The organism is Halorubrum sp. LN27 (genome assembly GCF_016635065.1).
Lineage (GTDB): Archaea > Halobacteriota > Halobacteria > Halobacteriales > Haloferacaceae > Halorubrum > Halorubrum salipaludis.
Genome location: NZ_JAEPET010000001.1, coordinates 613,375 through 638,457, shown reverse-complemented (window position 1 = coordinate 638,457; position 25,083 = coordinate 613,375). Strand labels below are relative to the sequence as shown.

At 69.8% G+C, this 25,083-nt stretch carries 26 protein-coding genes; 6 read left to right on the top strand and 20 right to left on the bottom strand.

Translation table 11 applies throughout. From position 1 onward, the window contains the following. Window positions 1–27: 27 nt before the first annotated feature. The 4 genes from cdd to JIN95_RS03075 all read right to left on the bottom strand — a co-directional run bounded on the left by cdd (window position 28) and on the right by JIN95_RS03075 (window position 3,533). A complete protein-coding gene (cdd, locus tag JIN95_RS03090) occupies window positions 28–456 on the bottom strand; it encodes a cytidine deaminase (RefSeq protein WP_095636473.1) in 429 nt (142 codons plus the stop codon). Between the two features lie 90 nt (window positions 457–546). Next, entirely contained in the window at window positions 547–1,137 is a 591-nt protein-coding gene (locus tag JIN95_RS03085; RefSeq protein ID WP_095636472.1) for a GNAT family N-acetyltransferase, read from the bottom strand. A gap of 77 nt (window positions 1,138–1,214) precedes the next feature. Next, window positions 1,215–2,441, bottom strand: a complete 1,227-nt coding sequence (locus JIN95_RS03080) for a pyridoxal-phosphate dependent enzyme (RefSeq protein WP_200530484.1) — start codon at window positions 2,439–2,441, stop codon at window positions 1,215–1,217. A gap of 525 nt (window positions 2,442–2,966) precedes the next feature. Further along, a complete protein-coding gene (locus JIN95_RS03075; RefSeq protein ID WP_200530483.1) occupies window positions 2,967–3,533 on the bottom strand; it encodes a hypothetical protein in 567 nt (188 codons plus the stop codon). A 97-nt stretch (window positions 3,534–3,630) separates the two neighbouring features. On the opposite strand from JIN95_RS03075, the gene JIN95_RS03070 reads away from it, so the two are divergent. Next, window positions 3,631–4,953: an NAD(P)/FAD-dependent oxidoreductase gene (locus JIN95_RS03070; protein WP_200530482.1), complete on the top strand. Its 1,323-nt coding sequence runs from the start codon at window positions 3,631–3,633 to the stop codon at window positions 4,951–4,953. Between the two features lie 15 nt (window positions 4,954–4,968). On the opposite strand, the gene JIN95_RS03065 is transcribed toward JIN95_RS03070, so the two are convergent. The 5 genes from JIN95_RS03065 to JIN95_RS03045 all read right to left on the bottom strand — a co-directional run bounded on the left by JIN95_RS03065 (window position 4,969) and on the right by JIN95_RS03045 (window position 9,988). Further along, window positions 4,969–6,156, bottom strand: coding sequence for a thiamine pyrophosphate-dependent dehydrogenase E1 component subunit alpha (locus JIN95_RS03065; protein WP_200530481.1), 1,188 nt, complete (start codon window positions 6,154–6,156; stop codon window positions 4,969–4,971). An 86-nt stretch (window positions 6,157–6,242) separates the two neighbouring features. Then, on the bottom strand, window positions 6,243–7,655 hold the full coding sequence (locus JIN95_RS03060) for a hypothetical protein (RefSeq protein WP_200530480.1): 1,413 nt from the start codon (window positions 7,653–7,655) through the stop codon (window positions 6,243–6,245). 135 nt (window positions 7,656–7,790) lie between these two features. Next, the gene (locus tag JIN95_RS03055; RefSeq protein WP_200530479.1) at window positions 7,791–8,276 is read right to left on the bottom strand and encodes a hypothetical protein; all 486 of its coding nucleotides are present in this window, start codon (window positions 8,274–8,276) and stop codon (window positions 7,791–7,793) included. A gap of 229 nt (window positions 8,277–8,505) precedes the next feature. Continuing rightward, window positions 8,506–8,928 carry a hypothetical protein gene (locus JIN95_RS03050; protein ID WP_200530478.1) on the bottom strand — a complete coding sequence of 141 codons (423 nt, stop codon included), beginning with the start codon at window positions 8,926–8,928 and terminating at the stop codon, window positions 8,506–8,508. A 19-nt stretch (window positions 8,929–8,947) separates the two neighbouring features. Next, window positions 8,948–9,988, bottom strand: a complete 1,041-nt coding sequence (locus JIN95_RS03045; protein ID WP_200530477.1) for an NAD(P)-dependent alcohol dehydrogenase — start codon at window positions 9,986–9,988, stop codon at window positions 8,948–8,950. A 156-nt stretch (window positions 9,989–10,144) separates the two neighbouring features. On the opposite strand from JIN95_RS03045, the gene JIN95_RS03040 reads away from it, so the two are divergent. Beyond that, on the top strand, window positions 10,145–11,206 hold the full coding sequence (locus JIN95_RS03040) for an amidohydrolase family protein (protein WP_200530476.1): 1,062 nt from the start codon (window positions 10,145–10,147) through the stop codon (window positions 11,204–11,206). Beyond that, window positions 11,206–12,129, top strand: a complete 924-nt coding sequence (locus JIN95_RS03035; protein WP_095636462.1) for an iron-sulfur cluster assembly protein — start codon at window positions 11,206–11,208, stop codon at window positions 12,127–12,129. The genes JIN95_RS03040 and JIN95_RS03035 overlap by 1 nt, the downstream gene beginning before the upstream one ends. Before the next feature lie 45 nt (window positions 12,130–12,174). Here the strand turns inward: JIN95_RS03035 and JIN95_RS03030 are convergent, their stop codons facing one another. The 3 genes from JIN95_RS03030 to JIN95_RS03020 all read right to left on the bottom strand — a co-directional run bounded on the left by JIN95_RS03030 (window position 12,175) and on the right by JIN95_RS03020 (window position 13,622). Beyond that, window positions 12,175–12,372 (bottom strand): hypothetical protein, encoded by a 198-nt coding sequence (locus JIN95_RS03030; protein WP_095636461.1) that lies wholly within the window; start codon window positions 12,370–12,372, stop codon window positions 12,175–12,177. A gap of 126 nt (window positions 12,373–12,498) precedes the next feature. Further along, a complete protein-coding gene (locus JIN95_RS03025) occupies window positions 12,499–13,281 on the bottom strand; it encodes a J domain-containing protein (RefSeq protein ID WP_200530475.1) in 783 nt (260 codons plus the stop codon). 83 nt (window positions 13,282–13,364) lie between these two features. After that, entirely contained in the window at window positions 13,365–13,622 is a 258-nt protein-coding gene (locus JIN95_RS03020) for an MTH865 family protein (RefSeq protein ID WP_095636459.1), read from the bottom strand. A 139-nt stretch (window positions 13,623–13,761) separates the two neighbouring features. On the opposite strand from JIN95_RS03020, the gene JIN95_RS03015 reads away from it, so the two are divergent. Further along, window positions 13,762–14,814 (top strand): M42 family metallopeptidase, encoded by a 1,053-nt coding sequence (locus JIN95_RS03015; RefSeq protein WP_200530474.1) that lies wholly within the window; start codon window positions 13,762–13,764, stop codon window positions 14,812–14,814. Then, window positions 14,811–15,650 (top strand): SDR family NAD(P)-dependent oxidoreductase, encoded by an 840-nt coding sequence (locus tag JIN95_RS03010; RefSeq protein ID WP_095636457.1) that lies wholly within the window; start codon window positions 14,811–14,813, stop codon window positions 15,648–15,650. Before JIN95_RS03015 ends, JIN95_RS03010 begins: the two co-directional genes overlap by 4 nt. Before the next feature lie 6 nt (window positions 15,651–15,656). Here JIN95_RS03010 and citZ read toward each other — a convergent pair whose 3' ends face one another. From citZ to JIN95_RS02990, 4 genes are all read right to left on the bottom strand, one after another. Beyond that, complete coding sequence (citZ, locus tag JIN95_RS03005; protein WP_200530473.1) at window positions 15,657–16,805, bottom strand: citrate synthase; 1,149 nt, start codon at window positions 16,803–16,805, stop codon at window positions 15,657–15,659. A 259-nt stretch (window positions 16,806–17,064) separates the two neighbouring features. Further along, on the bottom strand, window positions 17,065–18,966 hold the full coding sequence (locus tag JIN95_RS03000; RefSeq protein WP_200530472.1) for a PINc/VapC family ATPase: 1,902 nt from the start codon (window positions 18,964–18,966) through the stop codon (window positions 17,065–17,067). A gap of 110 nt (window positions 18,967–19,076) precedes the next feature. After that, window positions 19,077–19,586, bottom strand: a complete 510-nt coding sequence (locus JIN95_RS02995; protein WP_200530471.1) for a DUF2062 domain-containing protein — start codon at window positions 19,584–19,586, stop codon at window positions 19,077–19,079. Between the two features lie 79 nt (window positions 19,587–19,665). After that, the gene (locus JIN95_RS02990; RefSeq protein ID WP_200530470.1) at window positions 19,666–20,382 is read right to left on the bottom strand and encodes a type 1 glutamine amidotransferase; all 717 of its coding nucleotides are present in this window, start codon (window positions 20,380–20,382) and stop codon (window positions 19,666–19,668) included. Window positions 20,383–20,478: 96 nt separating this feature from the next. On the opposite strand from JIN95_RS02990, the gene JIN95_RS02985 reads away from it, so the two are divergent. Further along, window positions 20,479–21,117: an IS6 family transposase gene (locus JIN95_RS02985; protein WP_200530436.1), complete on the top strand. Its 639-nt coding sequence runs from the start codon at window positions 20,479–20,481 to the stop codon at window positions 21,115–21,117. A 556-nt stretch (window positions 21,118–21,673) separates the two neighbouring features. On the opposite strand, the gene JIN95_RS02980 is transcribed toward JIN95_RS02985, so the two are convergent. The 4 genes from JIN95_RS02980 to JIN95_RS02965 all read right to left on the bottom strand — a co-directional run bounded on the left by JIN95_RS02980 (window position 21,674) and on the right by JIN95_RS02965 (window position 25,017). Next, on the bottom strand, window positions 21,674–22,117 hold the full coding sequence (locus tag JIN95_RS02980) for a hypothetical protein (protein ID WP_095636396.1): 444 nt from the start codon (window positions 22,115–22,117) through the stop codon (window positions 21,674–21,676). A gap of 14 nt (window positions 22,118–22,131) precedes the next feature. Next, the gene (locus JIN95_RS02975; protein WP_200530469.1) at window positions 22,132–22,890 is read right to left on the bottom strand and encodes an NAD(+)/NADH kinase; all 759 of its coding nucleotides are present in this window, start codon (window positions 22,888–22,890) and stop codon (window positions 22,132–22,134) included. Between the two features lie 58 nt (window positions 22,891–22,948). Beyond that, window positions 22,949–24,265: a M28 family peptidase gene (locus JIN95_RS02970; RefSeq protein ID WP_200530468.1), complete on the bottom strand. Its 1,317-nt coding sequence runs from the start codon at window positions 24,263–24,265 to the stop codon at window positions 22,949–22,951. An 89-nt stretch (window positions 24,266–24,354) separates the two neighbouring features. Continuing rightward, the gene (locus JIN95_RS02965; RefSeq protein ID WP_095636399.1) at window positions 24,355–25,017 is read right to left on the bottom strand and encodes a DUF420 domain-containing protein; all 663 of its coding nucleotides are present in this window, start codon (window positions 25,015–25,017) and stop codon (window positions 24,355–24,357) included. Window positions 25,018–25,083: the final 66 nt, after the last annotated feature.

Here is a 25,083-nt window from a genome sequence, read left to right as displayed (position 1 = left end):
GCACCGGGCGCCGACCGGCTCAGCGGTTCAGTCCCCGCCGGCGTCCCGCGCGTCGCCCGTCGCTCTCGCGTCGTCGAGGGTCCCCTCCGAGATCGTGTTCGGGAGCAGTTCGCCGAGCGTGTACTCGCTGGTCTCGCCGTCGCCCTCGTCGCAGACGACGACGAGGTCGTCGGCCGCGAACTCCGCGAGCGACTGCCGGCACATCCCGCAGGGAGTGACGCCGTCGCGGACGCCCGACGTGACGGCGATCCGGTCGAACTCGCGGTGGCCGTTCTTCACCGCCTCCGCGAGCGCGACCTCCTCGGCGTGGAGGCTGTTGGAGTAGTTGGCGTTCTCGATGTTACAGCCGGTGTAGACGGTGCCGTCGGCGGTCCGGAGCGCGGCGCCGACGCGGTACTCGGAGTACGGGACGTGCGCGTCGTCGAGCGCGTCGCGCGCGACCTCGATCAGGTCCATACGGGGGCGTCGACCGGCGGGCCGATAAGCGGTCGGATCGCGGTCAGTCTCGGGGACGGCCGCCGCCCGTCAGTCCCTCGCGAGCCCCTCTCAGCGCCCCGTGTCGTACTTGTACGTCGCCGACTCGGGGTCGATCCCGAAGTCCTCGGGCGACTCGGTCGTATCGTCCGCCGCGTCCGCCGGCTCGGCGGCCTTGAACGCCTCGCGGAACCGGTCGGGCATCTCGAAGTCGTCGGTGGCCAGCTGCAGGCCGACCACGCCCCCGCCGAGGAACTCGCGCTTCTCCACGAGCCGGTCCGAGAGCGCGTCCGGGAGGTCGTCGGTGTCGACCTCCTCGAAGCCGAACTGGGTCAGGTACTCGGGCTGATCGGTGAGCACGTACACCGTCTCGAACCGGTCCGCGGCCGCGGTGTCGACGAGGCGCTCGACCACGTGCGCCCCGACGCCGCGTCCCCGCCACTCCGGGAGGACGCCGATCCCGGTGAGCTCGATCCGGTTTTCGGTGTCCTCGTCGTCGCCCCGATGCAGGCGGAGCCGGCCGAACCCGGCCCGGTCGCCCGACTCCTCGTCGACCGCGATCACGTAGTCCCGTGACCGGAAGGCGACGTCGTCGAGCCCGAGCTGCTCGATCGCGTCCAGTAACCACGCCTCGTCACGGTTCTTGGCGTCGCGGACGTACATGGATGCACGTACGCGGGGCGACGTAAAAACGGTTCCCCGCGCGGCGTCGAGGTCACCGCGGGGGCGTCACGCGCTATTCAAATACCCTGTCCCATCAGGTGGCTGCGCAGCACGTCCGGCGTCTTGAGCCCGGCGTCGCTGTTGATCAGGACCACCGTCTCGTCGCCGTCGAAGAAGCCGTCCTCCTTGAGCGCCCAGGCGCCGGCGGGGGCGGCACCCCCGGTGGCGCCCATCTCCATCACCTCGTTCTGGGCGACCGCGACCGCGCTCGCGAGGATGTCCTCGTCCTCGACGCCCACCGCGGTCCCGCCGCTCTCCCGCACCGCCTCGACCGCGGCCGCGCCGCCCGCGGGGTCGGCGATCTCCAGCTCGCCGCAGATCGTGTCCGGCGTCTCCCACGGCTCCGGCTCGTCGAGGCCGCGCTCGACCGCGGCCGCGATCGGCGCGCAGCCCGCGGCCTGCGCCGCGACGACCTTCGGAACCGCGTCGATCGCGCCGACCCGCTCCAGCTCCGCGAACCCCTTGTACACCCCGGCGACGACCTCGCCGGACCCGGTCGGGACGACGACCACGTCGGGCGCGTCGCCGAGGTCCGCGACCAGCTCGAACGCGAGCGTCTTCACGCCGTCGTGGCGGTACGGCGTCGCGAACTCGCCGAGGTCGGTGTACTCCGTCTCCAGCTGCTCGTCGACCGCGTCGGCCGCATCCGGGAACCGCCCACCGACCACGCGCATGTCGCCGCCGTGGACGTTGGTCATCGCCTTGTTCGAGAACGCGCACCGAGAGGGGACGAACGCGTACGAGCGCAGGTCGGCCCGACCCGCGTACGCCGCCATCGACTGCCCGGCGTTGCCGGGGCTCGCGCACGCGAGCGGCTCCACGTCCTCGCCCGCCTCCGCCCGCGCTGCGACCGCGGTGAGCGCGACCGAGAGCCCGCGGTCGAGGACGGTGCCAGTGGGGTTGCGCCCCTCGTCTTTGACGTACACTGCGTCGACGTCGAGCTCCTCCGCGAGCCGTTCGGTCGGGACGAGCGGCGTGGCGCCCTCGCCCGCCGAGATCGCGGCGTCGGCCGGGAACGGGAGCAGGGCGTCGAAGCGCCAGTGCCCGCGGCCCGTCCCCGCCGGTCCGTCCCGCGGCGACCCGAGCAGCGTCTCGGGGTCGACCGCGCCGTAGTCGTAGGCGGGGTCGAGCCCCCGCGCCTGCTCGTCGGCCGACACCGTCGTCGGGTCGGCCGTCTCGTGGACGCGACCGGACGCGCGACTCTCCAGCCCGCGGAACGCCGTCGTCGTCTCCGTCGACTCCATACCCGACGTTTCGGCGGCGGCGACTAATCGCTTCCCTCTCAGGGCTCACGATGACCTAGTGATGGAGGTGGTGCGGTGGCGCGCGCCTGTGAGCGCCTTTTTAAGGCGCGAACAGCGCCGCGCGAGGGAGTCAGTCGCCGGAGCGAAGCGGAGGCGACTGACGAGGCTGGGGAGGTGTGAGGTGCGGGGCGGTTGCGGTCGGGTAGGACTCAAAGGGGCAGCTGCGAGGACGAAGCACACCGACGTAAGCACTGGAAGGAGCGAGCGAAGCGAGCGACTGAAGCGCGCAACGAGGTGCGCGAGTCGTCGCGGCTGGGGCTTTGGAGGCCTTCACCGCGAGATTGTTGATCGCATCCTCTCAAGCGGCCGAGTCTTTTGCGGTGTCTCTGTCCGATTTCCACTTATAAACGACAGCAACGCCATGCTACCGGGCGGATAGGGCTTCGACCGCGTTTTCAACATCGATCGGCTTTGCGATCGATGCGGACCCACAGTCGCGACTGAGTAACCGGTAGCGACGAACCCTCACCACCGCGAGGAGGCGGGCAACAGGACGAGCGCGACCAGCCGACTCACGCCGTATGCCACGCCGTACAGGAGGGCTGCCGGCGGCCGAGCGACGAGAAGCGCGAGGTACGTCCCGAAGGTGACTGACCCGCCGATCGCTCGGAACCAGATCGTCCGACTCACGTCCCGAAGCCGGTCCCTCCGGAACGTGAGAACCGCCATCCCGCCGCCGAGGGACGCCCCGACCGCGACGGCGACGACCGCGAGGGGTCTCGCTCCTGGAGACCGAAGGAGAATGCCGATCTCCGAGACTGCTTCGAACCGACCGAGAACAGCGGTGAGGAGCGCGAACAGGAGAAGTGCTGCGCCGAGTTGACCGAGGTCGGCGGTCCGCGTGTCCACGACACTCCCGGACGCGTCGGGACCGGCGGCGAACAATCGCTCCGACAGCCGAAACCCCGCCAGTCCGAGCAGCGCGACCGACACGCCGAGGGCGGTTCCCACGCCCGAATCGCCGACGAACAGCCCGACGCCGAGCGGGACGAGAGCGAGAGACAGCCACTGGCCGAGAGCGACTCGATCCACACAGTGACATGCGGTAGGTCCGAACAAAGGTGTTCTCACCGAAACAGATCGTTCCGACCCGCCGCCGCTTATAAGCACGCACCCCAAATTCCCACGTATGAACGGAGACGCCACCGTCGTCGGCGGCGGGCTCGCGGGGCTCGTCGCGGCGGCCAGACTCGCCGAGGCGGGAGCGGACGTGACGCTGTACGAGCGACGGCCCGCGGTCGGCGGGCGCGTGCGGACCGAGACCGTCGACGGGTTCACGCTCGACCGCGGCTTCCAGGTTCTCTTCTCGAGCTACCCGGCGGTCGAACGCGAGCTCGGCCCCGACGCCGCCGACGCCCTGAACCTCCGCACCTTCGCACCGGGCGCGACGATCTGCCGACCGGGATCGCGCTCGGTCCTCTCGGACCCCCTGCGCGACCCGCGGGCCGCACTCGCCTCCCTTTTGAACGACGAGGTCTCGTTCTCGGACAAGCTCCGGACGCTCGCGCTCCGACACGACCTCGCGGAGCGCGACGAGTCCGACTTCTTCGCGGGCCCCGACGCCTCGATCCGCGAGTACCTCTCCGATTGGGGGTTCGCCGACGACTACGTCGAGAACTTCGTCGAGCCCTTTTACGGCGGAATCACCCTCGACCGGAGCCTCTCGACCTCGAAGCACGTCTTCGAGTACACGTTCCGCGCGATGAGCCGCGGCGCGATCGGCGTTCCCGCGGAGGGGATGGCCGCGGTCCCCGAGGCGCTCGCGGCCCGCGCCCGCGAGGCCGGCGTGGCGATCGAGACGGGCGAGGACGTGGCGTCGGTCCGGACTGCGGGGCAGGGCCGGATCCCGTTCCGGACCGGCCGCGGCGACGCCGAGGGCGCCACCGTCGAGCTCGCGGACGGCTCGACCCGCGAGACGGACGCGGTCGTCGTCGCGACCGCGCCGCCCGAAGCCCGGCGGCTCACGGGCGTCGAGTCGATCCCCACAGAGGGCGTGCCGAACGTGACGGGGTGGTACGCGCTCCCCGCCGGCGAGTCGTTCGAGACGGGTAAGCGGATCCTGCTCAACGCCGCGGACGGCTCGCCCAACGCCGTGGTCCCGATGTCCGAGGTGGCGCCCGAGTACGCCCCCGACGACCGCGCGCTGCTCGCCGCGACCTTCCTCGGCGAGGCGCCACTTGATCGGCCCGCCGCCGGCCTCCGCGACGACGTCCGCGACGCCCTGGAGGCGTGGTTCCCCGGCCGCGACTTCGACGGGCTGGAGACCGTCGACACCCACCGGGTCCGGTTCGCGCAGTTCGCGCAGCCACCGGGGGTCCACGCCGACCTCCCCGATCCCGACGACCCGGAGGGCCCGGTCGTCCTCGCCGGCGACTACACGGAGTGGTCGTCGATTCAGGGCGCCTTGGAGAGCGGCCGGACGGCGGCGAGCGCGGCTGGCAAGTATTTATAAGCGCAGGCGGACGGCCTACTCCTCGCGCCGGAACGCCCCCTCGCCGTGCTCCTCGACGGCCGCCAGCAGCTCGTCGCGCTGACGGCGCACCTCGGGCGGGAGCTCGGCGTACGCGTAGTCGAACATGTCGCTCGGATCGGGGTCGACCGACTCCGCGACGTCGATCGCGTCGGCGACGACCCCGTCCGCCTCCTCGCGGATCGCGGCGACGCCCTCGTCGTCGATCCGGCCGGTCTCGCGGAGGAACGCCTCCATGCGGTCGAGGGGGTCGAGCGCGCGCCACGGGTCCACGTCGTCGGGGTCGCGGTAGGCGGAGGGGTCGTCCGCGGTCGTGTGCGCGCCGAACCGGTACTCGACGAACTCGATGAGGGTCGGCCGCGACGCGTCCCCCTGTCCCTGCGCCCCGTCGCCGTCCCCGGCGCTTCCGTCACCGCGCGCCCGCTCGGCCGCCGCACGCGTGACCGCGTAGCTCGCGAGGGGGTCCATCCCGTCGACGCGGACGCCCTCGAACCCGTACGCCTCCGCCTTCTGCGCGAACGTCTCGCTCGCGGTCTGGCGCGTTTCGGGGACCGAGATCGCCCAACCGTTGTTGTGACAGCAGAAGAGCGTCGGCGCGTCGAACACGCCCGCGAAGTTCATCGCCTCGTGGAAGTCGCCCTCGCTGGTCGCGCCGTCGCCGAAGTGACAGGCGACGACCCGGTCCTCGTCCCGGTAGTCGAACGCCCACGCGGCGCCGACCGCGTGCGGGAGGTGCGCCGCGATCCCGATGTTGAGGGGGAAGACGTTGCCGTCGGCGATCGCCTCGGTCCCCGACTCGTGGCCCATCCAGTAGGGGAGGTACTCGGCGAGGAGGTCCCGGACCACGACCGCCCCGTGCTCGCGGTACTGGTAGGAGATTAGGTCGCGGTCCGCGAGCGCGTGGGTCGACCCGACCGCGGAGCCTTCTTGGCCCGCACACGGGGCGTACGTCCCGATCCGTCCCTGTCGCTGGAGGCTGACGGCGCGCTCGTCGAAGCGGCGCGTGACGACCAGGTCGCGATAGATCGCCCGGAACTCGTCGTCCGAGAGGTCCGGGACCGTCGCCCCCGGCAGGGGACTCCCGTCCGGCCCGAGCACGCGGAAGACGTCCTCGTCTGCGAGCGGATCAGTCGGGGAATCGGCGGCGCCCGCGGGGCCGGCGGCGTCGGCACCGTTCTCGTCCATGGACGATCGCTGTGGGCCGCGGTCACAAGGAGTTAGCGGTCGCGGTCTCGTGGCCGCCGGTTCGCTCTGCCGTCCCCGGCGCGCAGTCACGCGATCTCGATCTCCAGCTCGAACGGATAGGACCCGTGTTCGTCGGGCGTCTGACCGGGAACTCCCCACGAGACGCCGAAGAGCCCGCGGCTCACGTACGTCCCCGCGGGGAGCGACTCCGGGACCGCGTACGTCGCGGTCATCTCCTCGTGCCCGGTCAGCGACTCCAGCGCCTGTCCGTCGGGTCGCCTCGGCCGCGGTCCCTCGATCCCCTCGGTCTCGACGATCGCTAAGCGCTCCCGCTCGCCCTCGTGGAACGTCCAGAGGGCGCTCGGCAGCGCGCCCCGGCTCGTGAACGTGTACGGCCCCTCGGCGTCGCCGTCGGCGCTCTCGGGCGCCGGCGCGACCGAGAGCGCGAACTCCCGGGACGCGCCCTCGCTCGCGGCGACCGAAACCGTCACCGGGAGCCGGTCGTACCGCGACTCGCCGACGCGGATGTCGTACACGACGCCGTCGATCCGGTAGTAAGGCGGGTCGTCGTACTCGGCGGCCAGATCGCCGTAGGCGTCCGGCACGTCGTCGGTGAAGCGTTGGGTGCGGTCGTCGCCCGGCAGCGCGGGGGCTCGATGGTCCGAGGCCACCGCGCGCTCAAAGAACGTCAGCACCGCGTCGTCGAGGGCCGACGCGTCGACGACGGGCCGGTCCCACATGTCCGCCTCGGTCAGCTCGCGCGCCGCGATCGCGTACGGCGGGGCCTCGTTCTCGACGCTCGTCTCGATCCGGGAGACGCCGCGCCCGTCCTCCAGGTAGTCGTACTCCTCGAGGAACCCGTCCAGGGCCTCGGGGCGGTCACAGCGACGGTACTCTCCGCGGGCCACGTTCGGTCCGTACGCCGTCAGCGCGTCGACGAACGTCTCGACCGCCGCCGAGCCGAGGTCGTCCGTTCGCCCCGCATCGCGCAGCACCCGCTCCTCGTCGTACCCTTCGGCCGCCTCGTCGGCGAGTTCCGCGGTGAACGTCGGGAGGGTCGGATCGAACGCGTAGCGCGTTCCGTCCAGCTCGACGTACGGCTTCAGCCTGCCGCGGTCGTAGACGCGGAACTCGTCGACCGCGGCCAGCAGGGCGTCGTCGGGATCGCCCGTCTCGAACCGACCGTCGATCGCTTCGTCGAGCGGCCCGCGCAGCGCGGCCGGGATCTCGGCCTCGGGAACGACGTGCTCCGGATCGATCCCGCGGCTCGGCGACGGCTCGTAGGCGGTGACGACGTGCGGCACGGTCCGGAGCTCGACGGCGAGCGACGAAGCCTGGCCGTCGGCGTCGTCAGATGTGTCCCCGTCGGCGTCGTCGGATTGATTCCCGTCGGCGTCGGTCCCGTTCGCGGAGGAGGGCGCGCCGGCGTCGTTCGCGACGCATCCGGAGAGGGCGACGAGGGACCCGCCGACCGCGGAGAGGAGGGCTCTGCGGTCCATAATCCCGTAGATTCGACACGAGAGATAAAAATCTTCCGTGGGCGCCTGCGACCGCGGACTACGCGCTCTCAGACCGACTCCGACGGTAGCCGCCGGCGCGGCGGCGGAGAACGGCGGCCGACCGTCCGACCGACCTCAGCCGTCGGAGCGCTCGGCTTCGATCGTCGTCGTCTCGTACTCGATGTCGGCCTCGTCGAGGAACGACCGCAACGTGGCCATTCCCCGGTCGAAATCGAAGCCGACGCCGTCGATGTGGGGGTTCCCGTTCTCTGTCGGTTCGAGCTCCCAGTGCGCGTGGAGCTCGATCTGCCCGTCGTCGTTGCGCCAGCCGCGGAGGTGCGTCTGCCACCAGCGGTACGTCGTTCCGTCGACCGCGTTGCGTTCGTGTACCACGCGAGCGAGGTTCATCACCTCGCCGCGTTTGTGGTAGGAGAACTCCCAGTTCGGGGCGAAGCTGTACTCGCCGAGGGCCGCCTCGATCTCCGCGACGGACCCGTCGACCACGTAGTACTCACCGGACGGCCGCGGTTTCGTGAACAGCGCCTTCCGAAGCCTCCGATAGCCGTCACGGATGACGTCGAACGGGACGTGGACGGCCTCCCAGAGGTTGATCGACGGCATGGTCGGTCACGGCGGAGCGGACTCGTCCGGTCGCGCCCGAGACGCGCCGGGACGGGCGGTGGCGTGCGATCGCATGCGTCGCCGGCGGCCGTGGTTGACAGCGACTGCCATGTTAGTTATTTTCATCCGCATGCGTCACGGCTCATCGTCGAGATATTTAACTACGGAGGGTCGTTCCGCCGTTCGACCGTACTGGGTCGGTCACTGCGGGACGATCGCGTCGAGCGGGTCACGACGGGCACCCCAAGCGGCGCTTGAGCACGAACGCGTACTTCGAGTCGGCCTTCCACTCGTCGACGCTCTCCTCGGTGATCTCGCCCGACGAGTACACGCGCTCGTCGTCGAAGGCGATCACGTGTCGCGGCCACGGGTAGGGGAGGTCCCAACAGAACCCGAGTCCGACCCCGTCGCGGTCGTGAGCGACGGCCCACGAGAGCGCGACTAAGGCGTAGTCCTCGCAGTCACCCCGTCCGGCGTCGACGCACTCGCGCGGCTCCTTAGCGAAGTCGCTGACGCCGTTCCACGGACCCTGCGTCCAGTCGTACGCCGACTCCGACCACTCCTCGATGTCGAAGGCGCGCCACCGGTCGTCGCGGTCCACGTACCGGGCGGGCGCGACGAACGTGAACGGCGTCCAGCGGCGGAGGTCCATGGCCCCGAGTGTGTCGTGCTCAGGGCGTGATGACGGCGCGCCCGTCGATCTCGCGGTGTTCGAGCTTCTCGGCGACCTCGTTGACCTCGCCGAGGTCGTACCGGCTCGTGTGGAGGTCGACGTCGCCCTGCTCGACGAGCGCGACGAGCTCCTGGAGCTCTGCGTACCGCCCGACGATGTTTCCGACGAACGAGAACTCCCCGTTCACGAGCGCCTGCGCCGGCTCGTGGACGTGCCCGCCGTAGCCGATGATGTGGTGGTCGCCGCCCGCGGCGGTGATGTCGGGGGCGTAAGCGGTCGTCACGTCCTCGCCGACGAAGTCGAGCACCTGTGCGGCGCCCGTCCCGTCGGTGATCGCCTCGATCTCGTCGGGAACGTCCGACTCGCCCGGGTTGACGAGGTGGTCGGCGCCGTACCCCGCGGCCAGATCCAGCGCCGACTCCTTCAGGTCGACGGCGGTGATGCGGGCCGCGCTCATCGCGTCGAGGCACTGGAGCCCGATGTGGCCGAGCCCGCCGACGCCGATGACGACCGCGTGGTCGCCGGGGTTCAGGTCGGCGACCGCCTTCTTCGCGGCGTGATACGCCGTGATCCCGGCGTCGGCGTGGGGCGCGATGTCGATCGGCTCGACGCCCGAGGGGAGCGGGATCACCGAGCGCTCGCTGGTGTGGAGGTACTCCGCGAAGCCGCCGTCGGTGGTGAGCCCGTTGAACGCGTCGTTCTCGCAGTACATCGTCTCGCCGAGCCGGCACGGGCGACAGGTGCCGCAGGTCTGGACCGGATGGCAGATCACGGGATCGCCCTCGGAGACGATATCGACGTCCTCCCCCGTCTCGACGACGGTTCCGGCGTTCTCGTGGCCGAGCGTCATGGGGAGCTCCTGTGGCACGTACTCCTCCCACATCCCCTCGATGATGTGGTTGTCCGTCTGGCACCACCCCGCGCCTTCGACCTCGACGATCACGTCGCTCGCGCCGGTCGCCGTCGGTCGGTCGACCTCGTCGATCGCGAGGCCCTCGCTCATGTCGTCGGTGTACTCGTGGAGTCTGGCGGCTTGCATGTGTTTCACACTCTCGTACGCTCCGACATAAACATTCGTTATACTATTGCGCCGCCGAGACGAACGCTGTATTCTCGTGTGTGTAATACGCTACCAATGGTAATTATCTTGAATGATCCTCATAGTTATGTGTGAGCAATTCTCACACATATATGTATGTACGAGAAGGACGGCGAGGAGATATTCGTCATCGACGGTCACGTCCACCTGTGGGACGCGCGGGAGGAGAACATCATCCACGAGGGGGGCGAGCAGTTCCTCCAGTGTTTCTACGACTACCACACCGGATTCACCCCAGAGGAGGAACAGTGGGACATCGACACGTACCGGCACTACGGGGCCGACAAGATGACCGAGGACCTGTTCGGGAACGCGGCCGCCGACATGGCGATCTTCCAGCCGACGTACCTCGACGACTTCTACGACGAGGGGTTCAACACGACCGAGCAGAACGCCGAGCTCGCGGAGGAGTACCCCGAGCGGTTCGTCTTGAACGGGAGCTTCGACCCCCGTGACGGCGAGGAAGGGCTCCGATACCTCGAACACCTCAAGGAGGAGTACGACATCCCCGGCGTGAAACTGTACACCGCCGAGTGGCGCGACGAGTCGAAGGGGTGGCGGCTCGACAGCGACGACGCCTTCGAGTTCCTCGAGAAGTGCTCGGAGCTCGGCATCGAGAACATCAACGCCCACAAGGGGCCGACGATCCGCCCGCTCAACCGCGACGCGTTCGACGTGAAGGACGTCGACGACGCCGCCTCGTCGTTCCCGGAACTCAACTTCATCGTCAACCACGTCGGACTGCCGCGGCTCGACGACTTCTGTTGGATCGCCGCCCAAGAGCCCAACGTCTACGGCGGGCTCGCGGTCGCCTCCGCGATGTCGACCCACCGCGAGCGGAAGTTCGGCGATATCATGGGCGAGCTCCTCTTCTGGCTCGGCGAAGACCGGGTCCTGTTCGGCTCCGACTACGCGCTGTGGAACCCCGACTGGCTCGTCGAGCAGGTCATCAACGCGGAGCTCACCGACGAGCAGAAAGACGAGTACGGCGTCGAGCTCGACGTCGAGACGATGAAAAAGATAATGGGAGAAAACGCCGCGGAGCTGTACGACATCGACATCGAGGAGAAGAAACGACAGTTCCGCGACGACGACATCACCGAGCGGTTCGACCTCGCGGATCACTACGGCGGCGACGCGGGGGCCGCGGCGGACTGATGTCGGGGAGCGGCACAGACCCGGCGGGCGATCGCGCGGGCGACCCGACGAGGGAATCCGCGGACGAGCCGACGGGCGACGCTGCGGACGGTCTCCGCGGGACGCCGGCGGTCAGGGAGCGACTGGACCGCGTCGAGGATCCCGAACTCGCCCGCTCCATCGTCGAGCTCGACTACGTCGACGCGATCGAGATCGATGGCGATCGCGTCGAGGTCCGGTTCACCCTCCCGACGGCGTGGTGTTCGCCCGCCTTCGCGTGGATGATGGCGACCGACGCCCGCGACGAGGTCGAGGCGCTCGACTGGGTCGACGAGGCGCGGATCGAGCTGTGCGACCACATGCACGGCGAGGAGATCACGACGGGCGTCAACGCCCGCGACGGCTTCGGCGAGACGTTCCCGGACGCCGACGGTGACGTGGCGGCGGTCCGAGCCGCCATCGCCGACAAGGCCCGCGTCTCCAGACAGCGCGAGGCGGTCCAGCTGCTGCTCGATGCCGGAGTCGACGCCGAACAGATCGTCTCGCTCGTCCGCTCCGATCTGACGGTCGTCGAGGAGGAGGCGCACGTCGACCTCGGCGGGCTGTCGGTCGTCGTCGACGCCGCGCCGATCGCCGACTACCTCGACCGGGTCACGACGAGCGGCCACGTGACGGCGCCCGGCGACACGCTGTTCCTGACGCCGGAGGGGGGCCCGATCCCGCCGGAGCAACTGGACGTGGTACAGAAGCGGTCCCGGCTCGCGACCGTGAACATGGGCGGGCAAGGCGCCGTGTGCGACGCCCTCCATCGCGCGCGCCACGGGCCCGACGGCCCGGACGGATCCGGGTCGCCGTCGTTCGACGAGTCGGCGGCCGACGGGGCGACGTACGACGGCGACGTCGACGAGTTCACCTCGACGTGGACGGTCGGCACCGACGACTGAGTCGCGGTCGGTGGGCTCGTCCCCCGCCCTCGGACCCGCTCGGCCTCAGCGGATCGGCCCCAGTCCGCCGAGCCCGCCGCCGCCAGCGCGACCGTCCTCCTCGGGCTCGCCGTGGCCGTCCTTCTCCAGTCCGTGTCGGCCGCCCGCCGCCCACTCGTCCCGGTCCCAGCCGCACTCGGGGCAGACGACCTCGTCCCAGTCGAACGGATCGCCGCAGCCCAGACACGCCGTCTCCGTGTTCATCGATATCGTATCACACCGTTCGAGGAACAAAAGCGTTCGCGACGGGTCGGACCGCGGCGGGCGCTCCCGGCGGAGGCCGACGGCGGGAGCGCGGTTCCGCTCACGGCCCGAACGCCTCCCGCGCGGTCACCGCCTGAAGCCGGACGACGGTCCTCGGTGGCGGTCCCCCTCGCCGACGTGGTTGCGTGCGGTCGCGTACGCCTCGCGGACCCGTCGGAACGCCTCCTCGTCGCCGCCCTGATCCGGGTGGGTCTCCTTGACGCGCTCGCGATAGGCGCGTTTCACCTCGGCGGCGTCGGCGTCGGTCGCCACGTCGAGCTCGGCGAAGGCGGCCGCCACGGGGGCGCGTCCGCCCGCGCCGGCGGCCCGGCCGATCCGGTCGGCGGCGCGGTCGGCGCCGCCGACGCGCCGACGGTTCCTCCCGGACCGTCCGGCTCTCTCGGACCGCCCGCCGGTCGCCCACTCCGGCTCGGTCACGTCGAACGGGAGCCGGCGACCGAGTCCCCGGCCGGGCATCTCGTGTTCACAGAGGACGGTGTAGATCCCCTCCCCCTCCAGTCTGAAGTAGTCGTGCGCGTCGAAGGTGATGGCGACCTCGCGCTCGGGGAGGTAGAAGGGGACGATCACGCCGTCGAACGCGTGGTCCTCGCTGAACCGCTCGCCGATCGCGCGCAGGTACTCGCGGATCTCCCGGCGCCGTCGCTCGTCGCCGGCCGACCCCGAAGCGGCGCCGCCGGGTCCGCCGCCGACGCTTCCCGGGCCGGACCGCCCGGCGCCGCCGCTCGGAGCGGGCGCCACGTACCGGTCCCCGAGGTAGAAGGCGACCGCGACGAGCGCGGAGGCGACCGCGCCGAGCGCGAGGCCCAACGCGACCCAGGGCGGGAGGAGACGGATGAGCTCGACGACCACGGCCGGGATTACGGCTCCGAGCGTATCAACCCCTCGGCGGGGTCAACGAACGGTTCGAGAGAAGGCGGTGTCGCGCCGGAGCGTCAGATCATTCCCTTCGCTTCGAGCCCGTCGATGATGTCGTCGACGAGCTCCTCGGCGGTGTCGTAGGGGAACTCCTGTTCGCTGCCGAGCTTCGCCGCCATCTCCATCGCGGTGAAGCTCACGTCGCCGGCCTCGAACTTCGTGCCCGGGCCGTTCGGGAGCGCGGGGACCAGGTCCATCTGGTTCTCGACGGGGAAGTCGGCGCCGCCGAAGGCCTCTAAGAACTGTTCGCGGAGTTCCGCTTTCACGTCGGTCATACTCTCACGTCCCGGGAGCGACCGCAAAAGGGTTGCGGAACAACCTTAAACTCGTTGAGGGTTCTCAGCGGGCGCGCCGAATCCGGGGAGGCGTTCCGGATCCTGCGGAACTTTGTCAGTGGCGTCGCGAGTGAGGGCCATGTCGTTCGAGTTCGATTACGACCTGCTGTGCGAGTTGACCGAGGCCCGAGGCGTCCCGGGGTACGAGGACGAGGTCCGCGAGATCGTCCGCCGCGAGTTCGCCGACCGCGCCGACCGCGTCCGCACCGACGCGATGGGCAACGTCGTCGCCACGATCGAGGGCGATTCGGACTACTCCGTCGCCGTCGCGGCGCACATGGACGAGATCGGCTTCATGGTCCGCCACGTCACTGACGAGGGGTTCGTGCAGGTGGACCCGCTCGGCGGGTTCGACGCCCGCGTGCTGCGCGCGCAACGCGTCACCGTCCACGGCGAGGAGGATCTCACCGGCGTCATCGGCTCCGTCCCGCCACACACGCTCACCGAGGAGCAGAAGGAGAAGGACGACGAGGTCGCCGACGTGTACATCGACGTGGGGCGCGACGCCGAGGCGGTCGAGGAGCTCGTCGGCGTCGGCGACCTCGTGACGCTCGACCAGACGACGACCCGCATGGGCGACCGGATCACGGGGAAGGCGCTCGACGACCGGATCTGTCTGTTCGCGACGCTCGAGGCCGCAGCGCGGATAGAGGACCCGGACGTGACGGTCCACTTCGCGGCGACCGTCCAGGAGGAGGTCGGCCTCCGTGGGGCGACGGCGCTCGGCGTCGACATCGACCCCGACCTCGCGATCGCCTTGGACGTGACCGTCGCGAACGACGTGCCCCAGATCGGCGACGCGGCGGACGCCGTGACGGAGCTCGGCGAGGGGACCGCGGTCAAGCTGAAGGACTCCTCGGTGATCACCAGCCCGAAGGTCCACGAGCGGCTCACTGCGGTCGCCGAGGAGGCGGGGATCGACCACCAGCACGAGGTGTTGCCCGCGGGCGGCACTGACACCGCCGGGTTCCAGAACACCGCGGGCGCGAAGCCCGTCGGCGCGATCTCGATCCCGACGCGGTACCTCCACACGGTCACCGAGACCGCCGACGGCGACGACGTAGCCGCGACGATCGACCTGCTCACCGCCTTCCTCGAGTCGGAGACCGGCGAGCACGACTACACCCTATGAACCGGTTCGCCGGGAAGACCGCGGTCGTGACGGGCGCCGGCTCCGGGATCGGTCGCGCGACGGCGCTCCGCCTCGCCGACGAGGGAGCGAACGTCGTCGTCGCCGACATCGCCGCGGAGGCCGGCCGCGAGACCGCCGATCTGATCGCCGACGCGGGCGGGGACGCCGCGTTCGTCGAGGTCGACGTGGCCGACGCGTCGTCCGTCGAGCGGATGGTCGACGTGGCCGTCGAAACCTACGGGAGCCTCGACGTCGCGCACAACAACGCCGGCATCCTCACCGACTTCGTCGAGACGACCGAAGTCACCGAGGAGCAGTGGGACCGGCTGATGGACGTGAACCTCAAGGGGATCTGGACCTGCCTGAAGGCGGAACTCCCGGTGATGAAACGGCAGGGACACGGCGCGATCGTCAACACCGCCTCGATGGCCGGCCTCGTCGGGATGGGCGGGCTCTCCAGCTACTCGGCCAGCAAACACGGCGTCGTCGGGCTCACGAAGTCGGTCGCGCTGGAGAACGCGAGCCGCGGGATCCGCGTGAACGCGATCGCGCCGGGGCCGACGAGGACGAACATCCAGTCGGGGCTCCTCGGGGGGTCCGGAAGCGCCGGACCGGCGTCGCTCCGCGATCGGATCAGGGCCGCCGTCGCGCTGGTCCGAACCGCGATCCGGACGCTCCGGGCGGACTTCGACACGTCGGCGATGCGCGACGTGCCGATGGACCGCATCGCCGACCCGGAGGAGATGGCGGGGGTCGTCGCGTTCCTCTGCTCGTCGGACGCCTCCTACGTCACCGGCCACACGATCCCCGTCGACGGGGGACAGGCGGCCGACTGAGTCGCCTCACCGCTCGTCGACCGGAACGAACGCCGAGTCCTCGGGGCCGGTGTACCGCCCGCGCGGGCGGATGAGGCGGTTGTCTTCCTGGTACTCGACGACGTGGGCGATCCAGCCGCCGGCGCGGCTCATCGCGAAGATGGGCGTGTACATGTCGACCGGGATGCCCAGCGAGTCGTAGACGGAGCCGGAGTAGAAGTCGACGTTCGGCGCGATTCCCTTGTCCAGCAGCCCCTGTTCGGTGAGGTACTCCTCGATCGCGGTGGTGTAGTCGAGCCACTTCGTGTCGCCCGACGACTCCGCGAGGTCGCGCAGCTTCCCTTCGAGGATCTTCGCGCGCGGGTCCTTCACCTTGTAGACGCGGTGGCCGAAGCCGGGGATCCGGCGTCCCTCCTCGCGGGCGTCTTTCACCCACTGGACGGGGTCCTTGTCGGAAGCGTCGACCTCCTGTAACACCTCCATCACGTCCTGGTTCGCGCCGCCGTGGAGCGGCCCGGAGAGCGCGCCGATCCCGCCGGTGACGCCGGAGTACACGTCGGCCATCGTCGAGCCGATCACCATCGCCGTGAACGTCGAGGCGTTGAGCCCGTGGTCGGCGTGGAGCGTCAGCGCCATGTCGAACGTCTCGGCGCTCACGTCGTCCGGCTCGGTCCCGGTGAGCATGTAGAGGAAGTTCGCGGCGTGCGACAGGTCCGGGTCGGGTGCGACCGGGTCCTCTCCCTGCCGGGCGCGCTCGAAGGCCGCGAGAATCGTGGGGATCTTCGCCGTGATCCGGCGGCCCTTCCGGAGCGTCGCGTCGAGGTCCGCGGGGTCCGCGTCCGACTCGGGCTCGTACGCCGACAGCATGGAGACCGCGGTCCGCAGGGCGGCCATCGGGCGTTCGCCCGCGTCGGCGAGCGTCCGAACGGTGTCGAGCACGTCGTCGTCGACGGCGCGCTCGGCGGCCAGGTCCGTGGCGAAGGCGTCGAGCTCCTCCCGCGTCGGCAGCGAGCCGTGCCACAGGAGGTACAGCACCTCCTCGTAGCTCGCGCCCTGCGCGAGGTCCTCGATGTCGTACCCACGGTACACGAGCTTGCCGACCTCGCCGTCGACGTAGCTCAGATCCGACTCCGCGACGAGGACGCCTTCGAGCCCGCGCTTTAACTCGTCTGACATGCAGTGCAATTCCGACCACCACCAAAAAAGCGTTATCTTTCAGGAGGAATCCGCACGACGATCGTCGAACCGGTCCGCGTCGGACGACGGCGTCGCAGTCGGGCGGTTGACCGCGTGTCGGGCGGCGGACCGCGCCGATCGCCCACGAGAAGGGGGGGGAAACCCGACGATCAGCGAGACGGTACCGCGGTCGGCGAGCCGCCGATCAGCGAGACGGTACCGCGGTCGGCGAGCCGCCGATCAGCGAGACGATCCGCCGTCAGCGCGCCGGCACGACCGTCACGGTGCGCTTCCGGTCGATCGCGTCCTCCAGCTCCTCGGCGATCGCGGAGCCGCGGGACACCTGCACCTCGCCGCCGCGGCCGACGGTGGCGGTGAAGAGGTACTCGCCGTCCGCGCGCACCTCGACCGTCTCGCCGACGCCGGCGTCGACGTCGATGACGACGTGTCGGGAGGTGATCTCGGGGGTCACGACGGTGCCGCGCTCCTCGCCGACCTGCCCGCCCCGACCGCCCCCCTGCCCGTTCGCGCCGGGCCCGTCGCCGCCCGAGCCGCCCCCGCGGCCGCCGGGCTTCTCGTCGTGGGTGCGGACGTCGATCTCGATCCCGAGCCGGTTCTCGATGTCGCTGATGCGGCCGCCGCCCTTGCCGATGACGGTGCCGATGTCGCCCTCCGAGACGTACACCACCGCCTGGTCGTTCCCCTTGAGCTCGACGTCGACGTGGCCGTGCGCGACCGACTTGATCTCGCGTTCGATCTCCTGTTTGGCGATCCGACCGACGCCCGTCTCCGACTCGGCCTCGCCGCCGTCCTCGTTGAGCGGGACCGTGACGACCTGCCGGTTGAACGTGTAGATCTCGTACTCCGGCCGGCCCGTCTCGAAGTTCGACACCTGGATCACCGGGCGCGCGAGGTCCTCGGCGGTGAGCCCCGCGGGAACCTTCACCTCCGTGGTCACGTCGTAGACGGTGTGGACCTCGCCGGCCTCGATGTAAACGACGGTGTCGACGATCTGGGGGATCATCCCGAGCTCGACCCGGCCGACGAGGCGCTGGAGCGCGTCGATGGCGCGGGAGGCGTGGACGACGCCGACCATCCCGACGCCGGCCATGCGCATGTCCGAGAACACCTCGAAGTCGTTCGTCTTCCGGACCTCGTCGTAGATGGTGTAGTCGGGGCGGACTAAGAGGAGGGAGTCGGCCGTGTTCTCCATCTCGCCGCCGAGCGCGCCGTACTGCGTGATCTCCGGGCCGACCTGCAGGTCGCGGGGCTTCTCCATCGTCTTGACCGCGTAGTCGCTGTCGTTGAGGAACTCCGCGACCGCCTGCGCGAACGTCGACTTCCCGGCGCCGGGCGAGCCGGAGATGAGCACGCCGCGTTTCCGCTCGAGGAAGCGCTCGCGCAGCTCGTCGGCGAACTCGTAGTCGTCGAGCGTCGTCTTGGCGATCGGTCGGACGGCCGTGATCTCGATCCCGTCCGCGAACGGGGGTCGCGCGACCGCGATCCGGTAGTTGCGGAACTGGACGATCTCCATCCCGTCGTCGGAGAGCTCGATGAACCCCTCGTTGGACTGGCGCGCCAGGTCGACGATCGCGGTGGCCCACTCGTCCATCTGCTCCTCGCTCGTCTCCTCGTCGTCGATGACCTCGTACCGCATCTCGCCGAGTGCCCCGCGCTTCGCCTTCGGCTTCGTCCCCGTCTTGAGGTGGACCGACATCGTCTCGTCGGTGAACAGGTGCTGGATCGGCAGCTCGTCGACGACGCCGCGGGCGACCGGCTCGACGTACTCGACGTCGATCCCCTTCGCGCGGGCGACCTCCGCCTGCACGATGTCGCTGGAGAGGAGCGTGGCGTCCCGGTCGGCGGCGATGTCGCGGATCAGCGCGTCCACGTCGCCCTCGTGGGCGTGCGAGCGGGCGTCGCCGTCGGCGCGCTCGCCGACGTACTCCAGCTCGATCGTCCCCTCGTCGGCGAGGTCCGCGAGCCGTTTGAGCTCGCTCAGCCCGTCCCAGCCCGATTCGAGCCCGTCGTTGGCCTGCGACTCCAGCTCGCCGACGACCGCCTCCGGGACAAGCACCGTCGCCGCCGCGTAGGTCCCGTCCTCGACGCGTTCGGACACGCGGCCGTCCACGACCGCACTGGTGTCCGGTACTACGTTCATACCGTGAGTCCGGGCGGGAACCGTATAAGCGTGTTCGACACGGACGACGGGGTTCCCACCGCGTCCGTGTCGTCGCCGATCGGGGGCGTTTCCCCGGGCGAGCCGCCGGATTACTCGGAATCGTCGGCCGGGCCGTCGTCGCCGACCGTCCCCGTCACCGCGCTGACGACGCCGAGCTCCCGGCGTTCGTACGCCGCGACGGCGCGGTGTGCGGCGACGTAGCTGACCCCGGCGGCGACGCACGCGAGGATCAGGTTACCGATGACGAGCCGCGTCACGATCGCCGGGCCCGCGGCGAGCGACACCGACGAGGGGCTCACACCCGGCACGGGACCCAAAATAAATGTTCCGAGCGTGAAGCTGGTCCCGTACACCCCCCACTTCACGACCGGGTTGAACACGATCACGGACGCGAACATCGCGATCCGGTTGATCCGCTCGAACGCCCACGCGAGCACGACGAACGCGAGCAGCCCCGTCCCGAGCGTCGGCAGCATCGTGATGAACACCCCAAGCGAGAAGCTCCCGGCGGTCTCGCGGGACGAGTACTCCTCGGTGAACGAGCGGTGGAGCTCCGCGCGGACGCGGTCGAACAGCGTGCCGACCCGGCGGAGTATCATGTCGGTTCGCACGCGCTCCCGAAGCAAGTAGCTGTCGTCGACGCGAGGTGCTCCCGTCGACACACGGACCGGCGTCGGATCAGTCGTCGGCCGCCGCGACCGCCTCCCGGTCCGCTCGCAGCCCTCGGGCGTACGCGACGAAGTTGTCGAAGAGGGGTTTCGCCTCGCAGGCGGCGTCGTAGGCCTCGGGCGTGATCTCGGACAGCACCGCGTCGACGCGGGCGTCGCCGAGGCGGTCGCGTTTCCCCTCCGTGACCTCCCGCGCGGTCTCGAGGTCGTACTCGGGATGGAACTGGACGCCCCAGCAGTGGCCGTCGCGGAACGCGTGGACCCCGTGCTCGTTCTCGGCGAGGAGGGTCGCGTTCGGCGGGAGTTCCACGACCGCGTCGCCGTGGGTCGTGAAGACGGTGAACTCCTCGTCGATCCCCGCGAACAGGTCGTCGTCGCCGCGGCGACGCACCTCGTTGTACCCGATCTCGAACTCGTCCATTCCGGCGACGCGCCCGCCGAGCGCCTCGGCGACAACCTGGTGGCCGTAACAGACGCCGAGCACCGGGAGCCCGGCCGCCGCGGCCTCCGCGACGTAGTCGACGAGCGGCGGGATCCACTCCTCGTCCCAGTAGACGGACGAGCGCGATCCGGTGACCACGACGCCGTCGAACTCGGTGTGGTCGGGGAGGTGACCGTCGCTGGCCGAGAACTCGACGAGGTCGGCGTCGAGCTCCCGCCGGAAGTTCCGCCGGGTGTTCGCGCCGTCGTGGGCGGCGTTCAACAGGGCGAACCGGAGGCGTGTCATTGGACGCTTCGAGGCGCGACGGGGCAAAAACGGTTGCGGCGGCGGGAAGCGGCGATGTTAAGTTAAGAACGAGGCGGTCGGTGTTTCGAATGCTCTATGTCCGAATCCAACCGCCTCGACGGCTGTACAGGATGGATCGACTTGGACTTTGTGGAGCGTGAGCGGACACCCCACGAGATCATTGAAACCGGTATTCAACTCCACCTTGCCGGACTATCACTTTCGAATACAAAACAGTATCTTGAAAGGTTGGGTGTCGAGCGGAGTCGAACAGCAATTCACAACTGGATTCAAAAGGCCGATCTACAGCCAGTTGACGGTGCAAGCCCGAATCGCGTTGCGGTTGATGAGACTGCGATTCAGATCGATTCGGACAGATACTGGCTGTATGCTGCTGTAGATCCTCGCACAAACGAATTCCTCCACGTTGATGTATTCCCCGTTCAAAATCAACAATTCACGCTGGTGTTTCTCCGCGATCTCAGAGAGAAGCACCACGTTGACGATGCGCTATTTCTCGTTGATGCTGGCGGACATCTCACAGCTGCACTCTCACGAACCTCACTTCGATTTCAAATCACTCGTCATGGAAATCGAAACGCCGTCGAACGTGTCTTTCGAGAAGTAAAACGACGAACCTCTTCGTTTTCAAATACGTTTAGAAATGCGGAGCCGACGGCGGCAGAATCATGGCTCCGAGCCTTCGCCGTCTGCTGGAACCGATGCTTAAGTTAACACGACCGTGTTAGTGTCGGCCGTTTATACGTGAATGACGACGCTCCGAGGAGGGTCTACAAAGCCCCAGCCGTGAGACGGGCGCACGCTCGCTGCGGCCCTCACTCGGTCGCTAGCTCCCTCGTTGCGGTCCTTGCGGCACCTGCGCCCGCCTCACGGCTGCCTATTTGAGTCCCGCCCTGCACAGCACCGCACCTCACGCCTCCCCAGCCTCGCGGCTCCCTTCGGTCGCCGCGTCCCTCGCGCGTGCTGACTCGCGGCCTGTCGGCCGCTCGCAGGCACGCAGGGCGAGAGCACAGCTCTCGCTTGCAGCCGGCGGCGGAGCCGCCGGCGACGCCACCGCACGGTTCTTTATAAGTAATCGTCGCCGTCGCTCACTGTTCGCTTAAATATGGCCTTGCCGCCACCGATCTGCAATACCCACTCCCGCTATCGATCACCGCGGCTCTCGTACTACTACAGGAGAAACGGAACGCCCGCTCCGGACTTCGAAGCGCCTCCGCGTTCCCAATCGACGACCGTCGGCCGGAACCGGATTCGTCGGTTCGCGGTCGCCCTACGCGACGACGAACTGGTTCCAGATCCCCGAGACGAGGAAGAACAGCGCGTAGTAGGCGGCGTACACCAACACGAGCAGCGACGCGGCGATCGAGCTCTTGGGGGCCTCGATCGGCATGTCGTTGCGCGCCTCGACGTTGCGCGCCTCCAGCTCGAACAGGTCGGCGATCAGCATCGTGATCACGATCACGGCGAGGATCGTCCCGCTGACGGGGGAGTCGAGGACGAACAGGAACGACAGGAGCAGCAGCCCGATGTTCGTGAACGCGTGCGGCGCGTACGGCTCGACGCTGTCGCCGTCGCTCCCCTGTTCGACGTGGTGCCGGTGCGCGATGTGTCGCGTCGCGAGGTTCGCGACCGCCATCACGAGTATCGCGTACGGCAGCATCGGTCCGACGTCGGACAGCCAGCCGAGCGGAACGAGGAACTGCAGTGGGTCCATACCGACACTTCCGGTCACGACTTATTAGAGTGTTTCCGATCGTCGCGCTCGCGACGCCCCCTCGGCACCGCGAACGCGACCCGGTCGACCGCCTCAATCGCGATCGGACGGTGCGGATCGACGGTCCCGCGTCGCTCCCCGTCGATCACGAGCCCGATCGGTTCGCTCTCCCGTTCGACCGTGATCTCCACCCGATCCCCCGCGATCCACGCGTCCGTCCGGGTGCTGAACGGTGCGATCGGCGCGACCGAGAGTCCGCCGCCGGGCTCCACGAGGGGGGCGCCGACCGCGTTCGCATATCCGTCGCTCCCCAAGGGCGTCGCGACGACGACGCCGTCGGCGCGGACCGACTCGTCCCGGCCGCGGGAGAACGCGACCGCGAACTCCGAGATCCGCGCCGGCTCGTCGGTGACGAGGGCGACGTCGAACGCGGCCCTGCCCGACGCGACCCCCGCGCCCTCGACGCCGAGGACCGGATGCGTGACGCGCCCGACGGGCGCTCCGGTCTCCGACTCCCCGAGGAGCCCGCTGAGGGCGTCGACCGCGCCGTCGCGGTCGAACGCGAGCCGGCGGTCGGCGACCGGGACCACCGTCCCGCCCGGCGCCGCGACGACCGCGTCTCGGATCGCCTCGTCGCCGACCGCCACGAGGAGCGTCGCCTCGGCGCTCGCGGCGGCCGCGAGCCGCCCTCCGGCGTCTCGGACGGCGTCTCGGAGCTCCGACGCGCGCTCGTCGTCGCCGACGACGGCGACGCGGCGTTCCGACGCTTCCATGTCCGGGACTGCGGCCGGCGCGCGTGAAAACCTCCCGGTTCGCGGCGAGCGAGTGGGGCTAGAACGGCCAGTCGCCGGTGATCTTCATCCCCGTCGCCTTCCCCTCCCGCTCGAGCGCGGCCGCGATCTCGTCGGCGGGCCGCCGCGCGGTCGAGACGTCGTCGCCGGCGAGGTCGACGACCAGCTCGGTCAGCAGGATCGCCTGCTCGCGGAGGTTCCGCGACTCCAGCTTGTCGAGCGTGTCCGCGCCGGTGTGTCCCCACCCCCGGCCGCGCCCCTCCGTCTTCCCGGAGACCATGTAGCCGGGGATCCCGCGCTCGACGAACGGCCAGTGGTCGCTGTGGGGGACCAGCTCCTCGCCGAGCGCGATCGGGTGGTCGAACCTGTCGCTCACGCGCTCGCCGGCCGCCGCCAGCGCGTCGAACCCGTGATGGTCGAGCTTCAGCGTGCGACCGAACACGTTGCTGTCGACGTTGACGACGGCCTTGACGCGGTCGGGGTCGACGCTCGCGGCGAACTCGGAGGAGCCGACGAGGCCGACCTCCTCGGCGCCGAAGCCGACGAACCGCACTCGCGTGTCGAGCTCGTCTTCGCGGGCCGCCAGGGCGTTCGCGACCTCGACGAGCGTCGCGGTGCCGGCGCCGTTGTCCATCGCGCCCTCGGCGAGGTCGTGGGCGTCGACGTGACAGGAGACGACGAGGTACTCGTCGGTGTCGGGGCCGAGGTCGGCGACCGCGTTCCCGCTCGTCGCGTCGGGCGTCTCGCAGTCGACGGCGACCGTGAGTTCCTCCCCCTCGCGCCGACGCGCGAGGCGCGCGCCGGTCTCCTTCGAGACGCCCACCGCCGGGATCCCGCCGATCGGCGCGTCCGCGGTGCCGACGCTCCCGGTCGGCGGCAGCGTCCCCTCGACGTGGTTCGCGAAGACGAAGGCGGCGGCGCCGGCTTCGACGGCGTGGTAGTACTTCTCGCGGCGGTGGATGAACCGGTCGACGGAGTCGGGGGTGTCCGACGAGACCATCACGACCTTGCCCGTCAGGTCCCCGTCGAAGTCCTCGGGGACGCCGTACCCCAGGTCGACGAACTCGCCGGTCGCCTCGGCGCTCGGGCTCCGGGGGAGCGCGATACAGGCGTTTTGGCCGCTCGCGACGGCCTCGCCGCCGCGTCGGATCTCGCTGTCGCCGCGCTCCCACCCCTGTATCTCGAACTCCTCGATCCGCGCGCCGCGCGCGCCGGCGTCGGTCAGCGCGTCGCGGGTCAGTTCGAGTCCGGCGCGCTCGCCGGCCGAGCCGGCCATGCGGTCGCCGACGTCGACGAGTGATTCGAGGTGGTCCCAGCCGGCGTCGCTCGTGAAGACGTCGCCGATCCAGTCGGTCATGCCTGTGGGTGGCCGGGACGCCGGTCAAACGTTTCGGTGGCGGCGGACGGGGCCGGATCCGGCGCGTCGACGCCGCCGAGACGCGCCGGCTACAGGACGGGAGCAGTCGGAAGGAGGACCGCCGCGGCCTCGGCGGCCGCGAACGTCGAGTCGTACGCGTGGTTCAACATCAGGTAGGTGACGACGCCGAGCACGAGCGAGAGGAGCCACGCGCTCGCCGCGATCCGGCCGACCCGGCGGTGCGGGGTCTCGTTCCGGAGCTCCGCCTCCGAGTGCGTGAGCCCGAGGACGACCGCGTAGAGGACGACCGGCACGGCGACGACGGAGAGGACGATGTGGACCGCGAGCATGAGGAGGTACGCGGGGTAGATCGGCTCCCACAGGGGAACCCACGCGTAGGCGGAGTCGAGGACGAACTCCCGCGTCCCGCCGCCGGCGACCTTCGGCAGGTACAGCCCGAGGAACACGAGGATGAGGGCGAACGAGGTCGTCATCGCGGCCGCGTGCTTCTTCACCTCGCCGTTGCGGATCCAGTACCAGCCGAGCGAGAGGGTACCGATCGCGACGGTGTTGACGGCGGCGATGGCGTGCGCGAGCAGGTCGACGGTGCTCCGCGTCAGCTCGGGAAACAGCGCCTGGAACTGGGGGACGAGGAACACGCCGCCGACGGCGCCGTAGCCGACGACGGTGAGGAGCAGGGTGAGCGCGCCGGCCCGTTCCTTGGCCCGGTCGCGAACGCTGGCGGTGGACATACGCGGAGTTGTCGCGGGACCGTTAACTCGCTTTCGAGCGCGGAACGGGTCGCCGGCCGTCGGCGG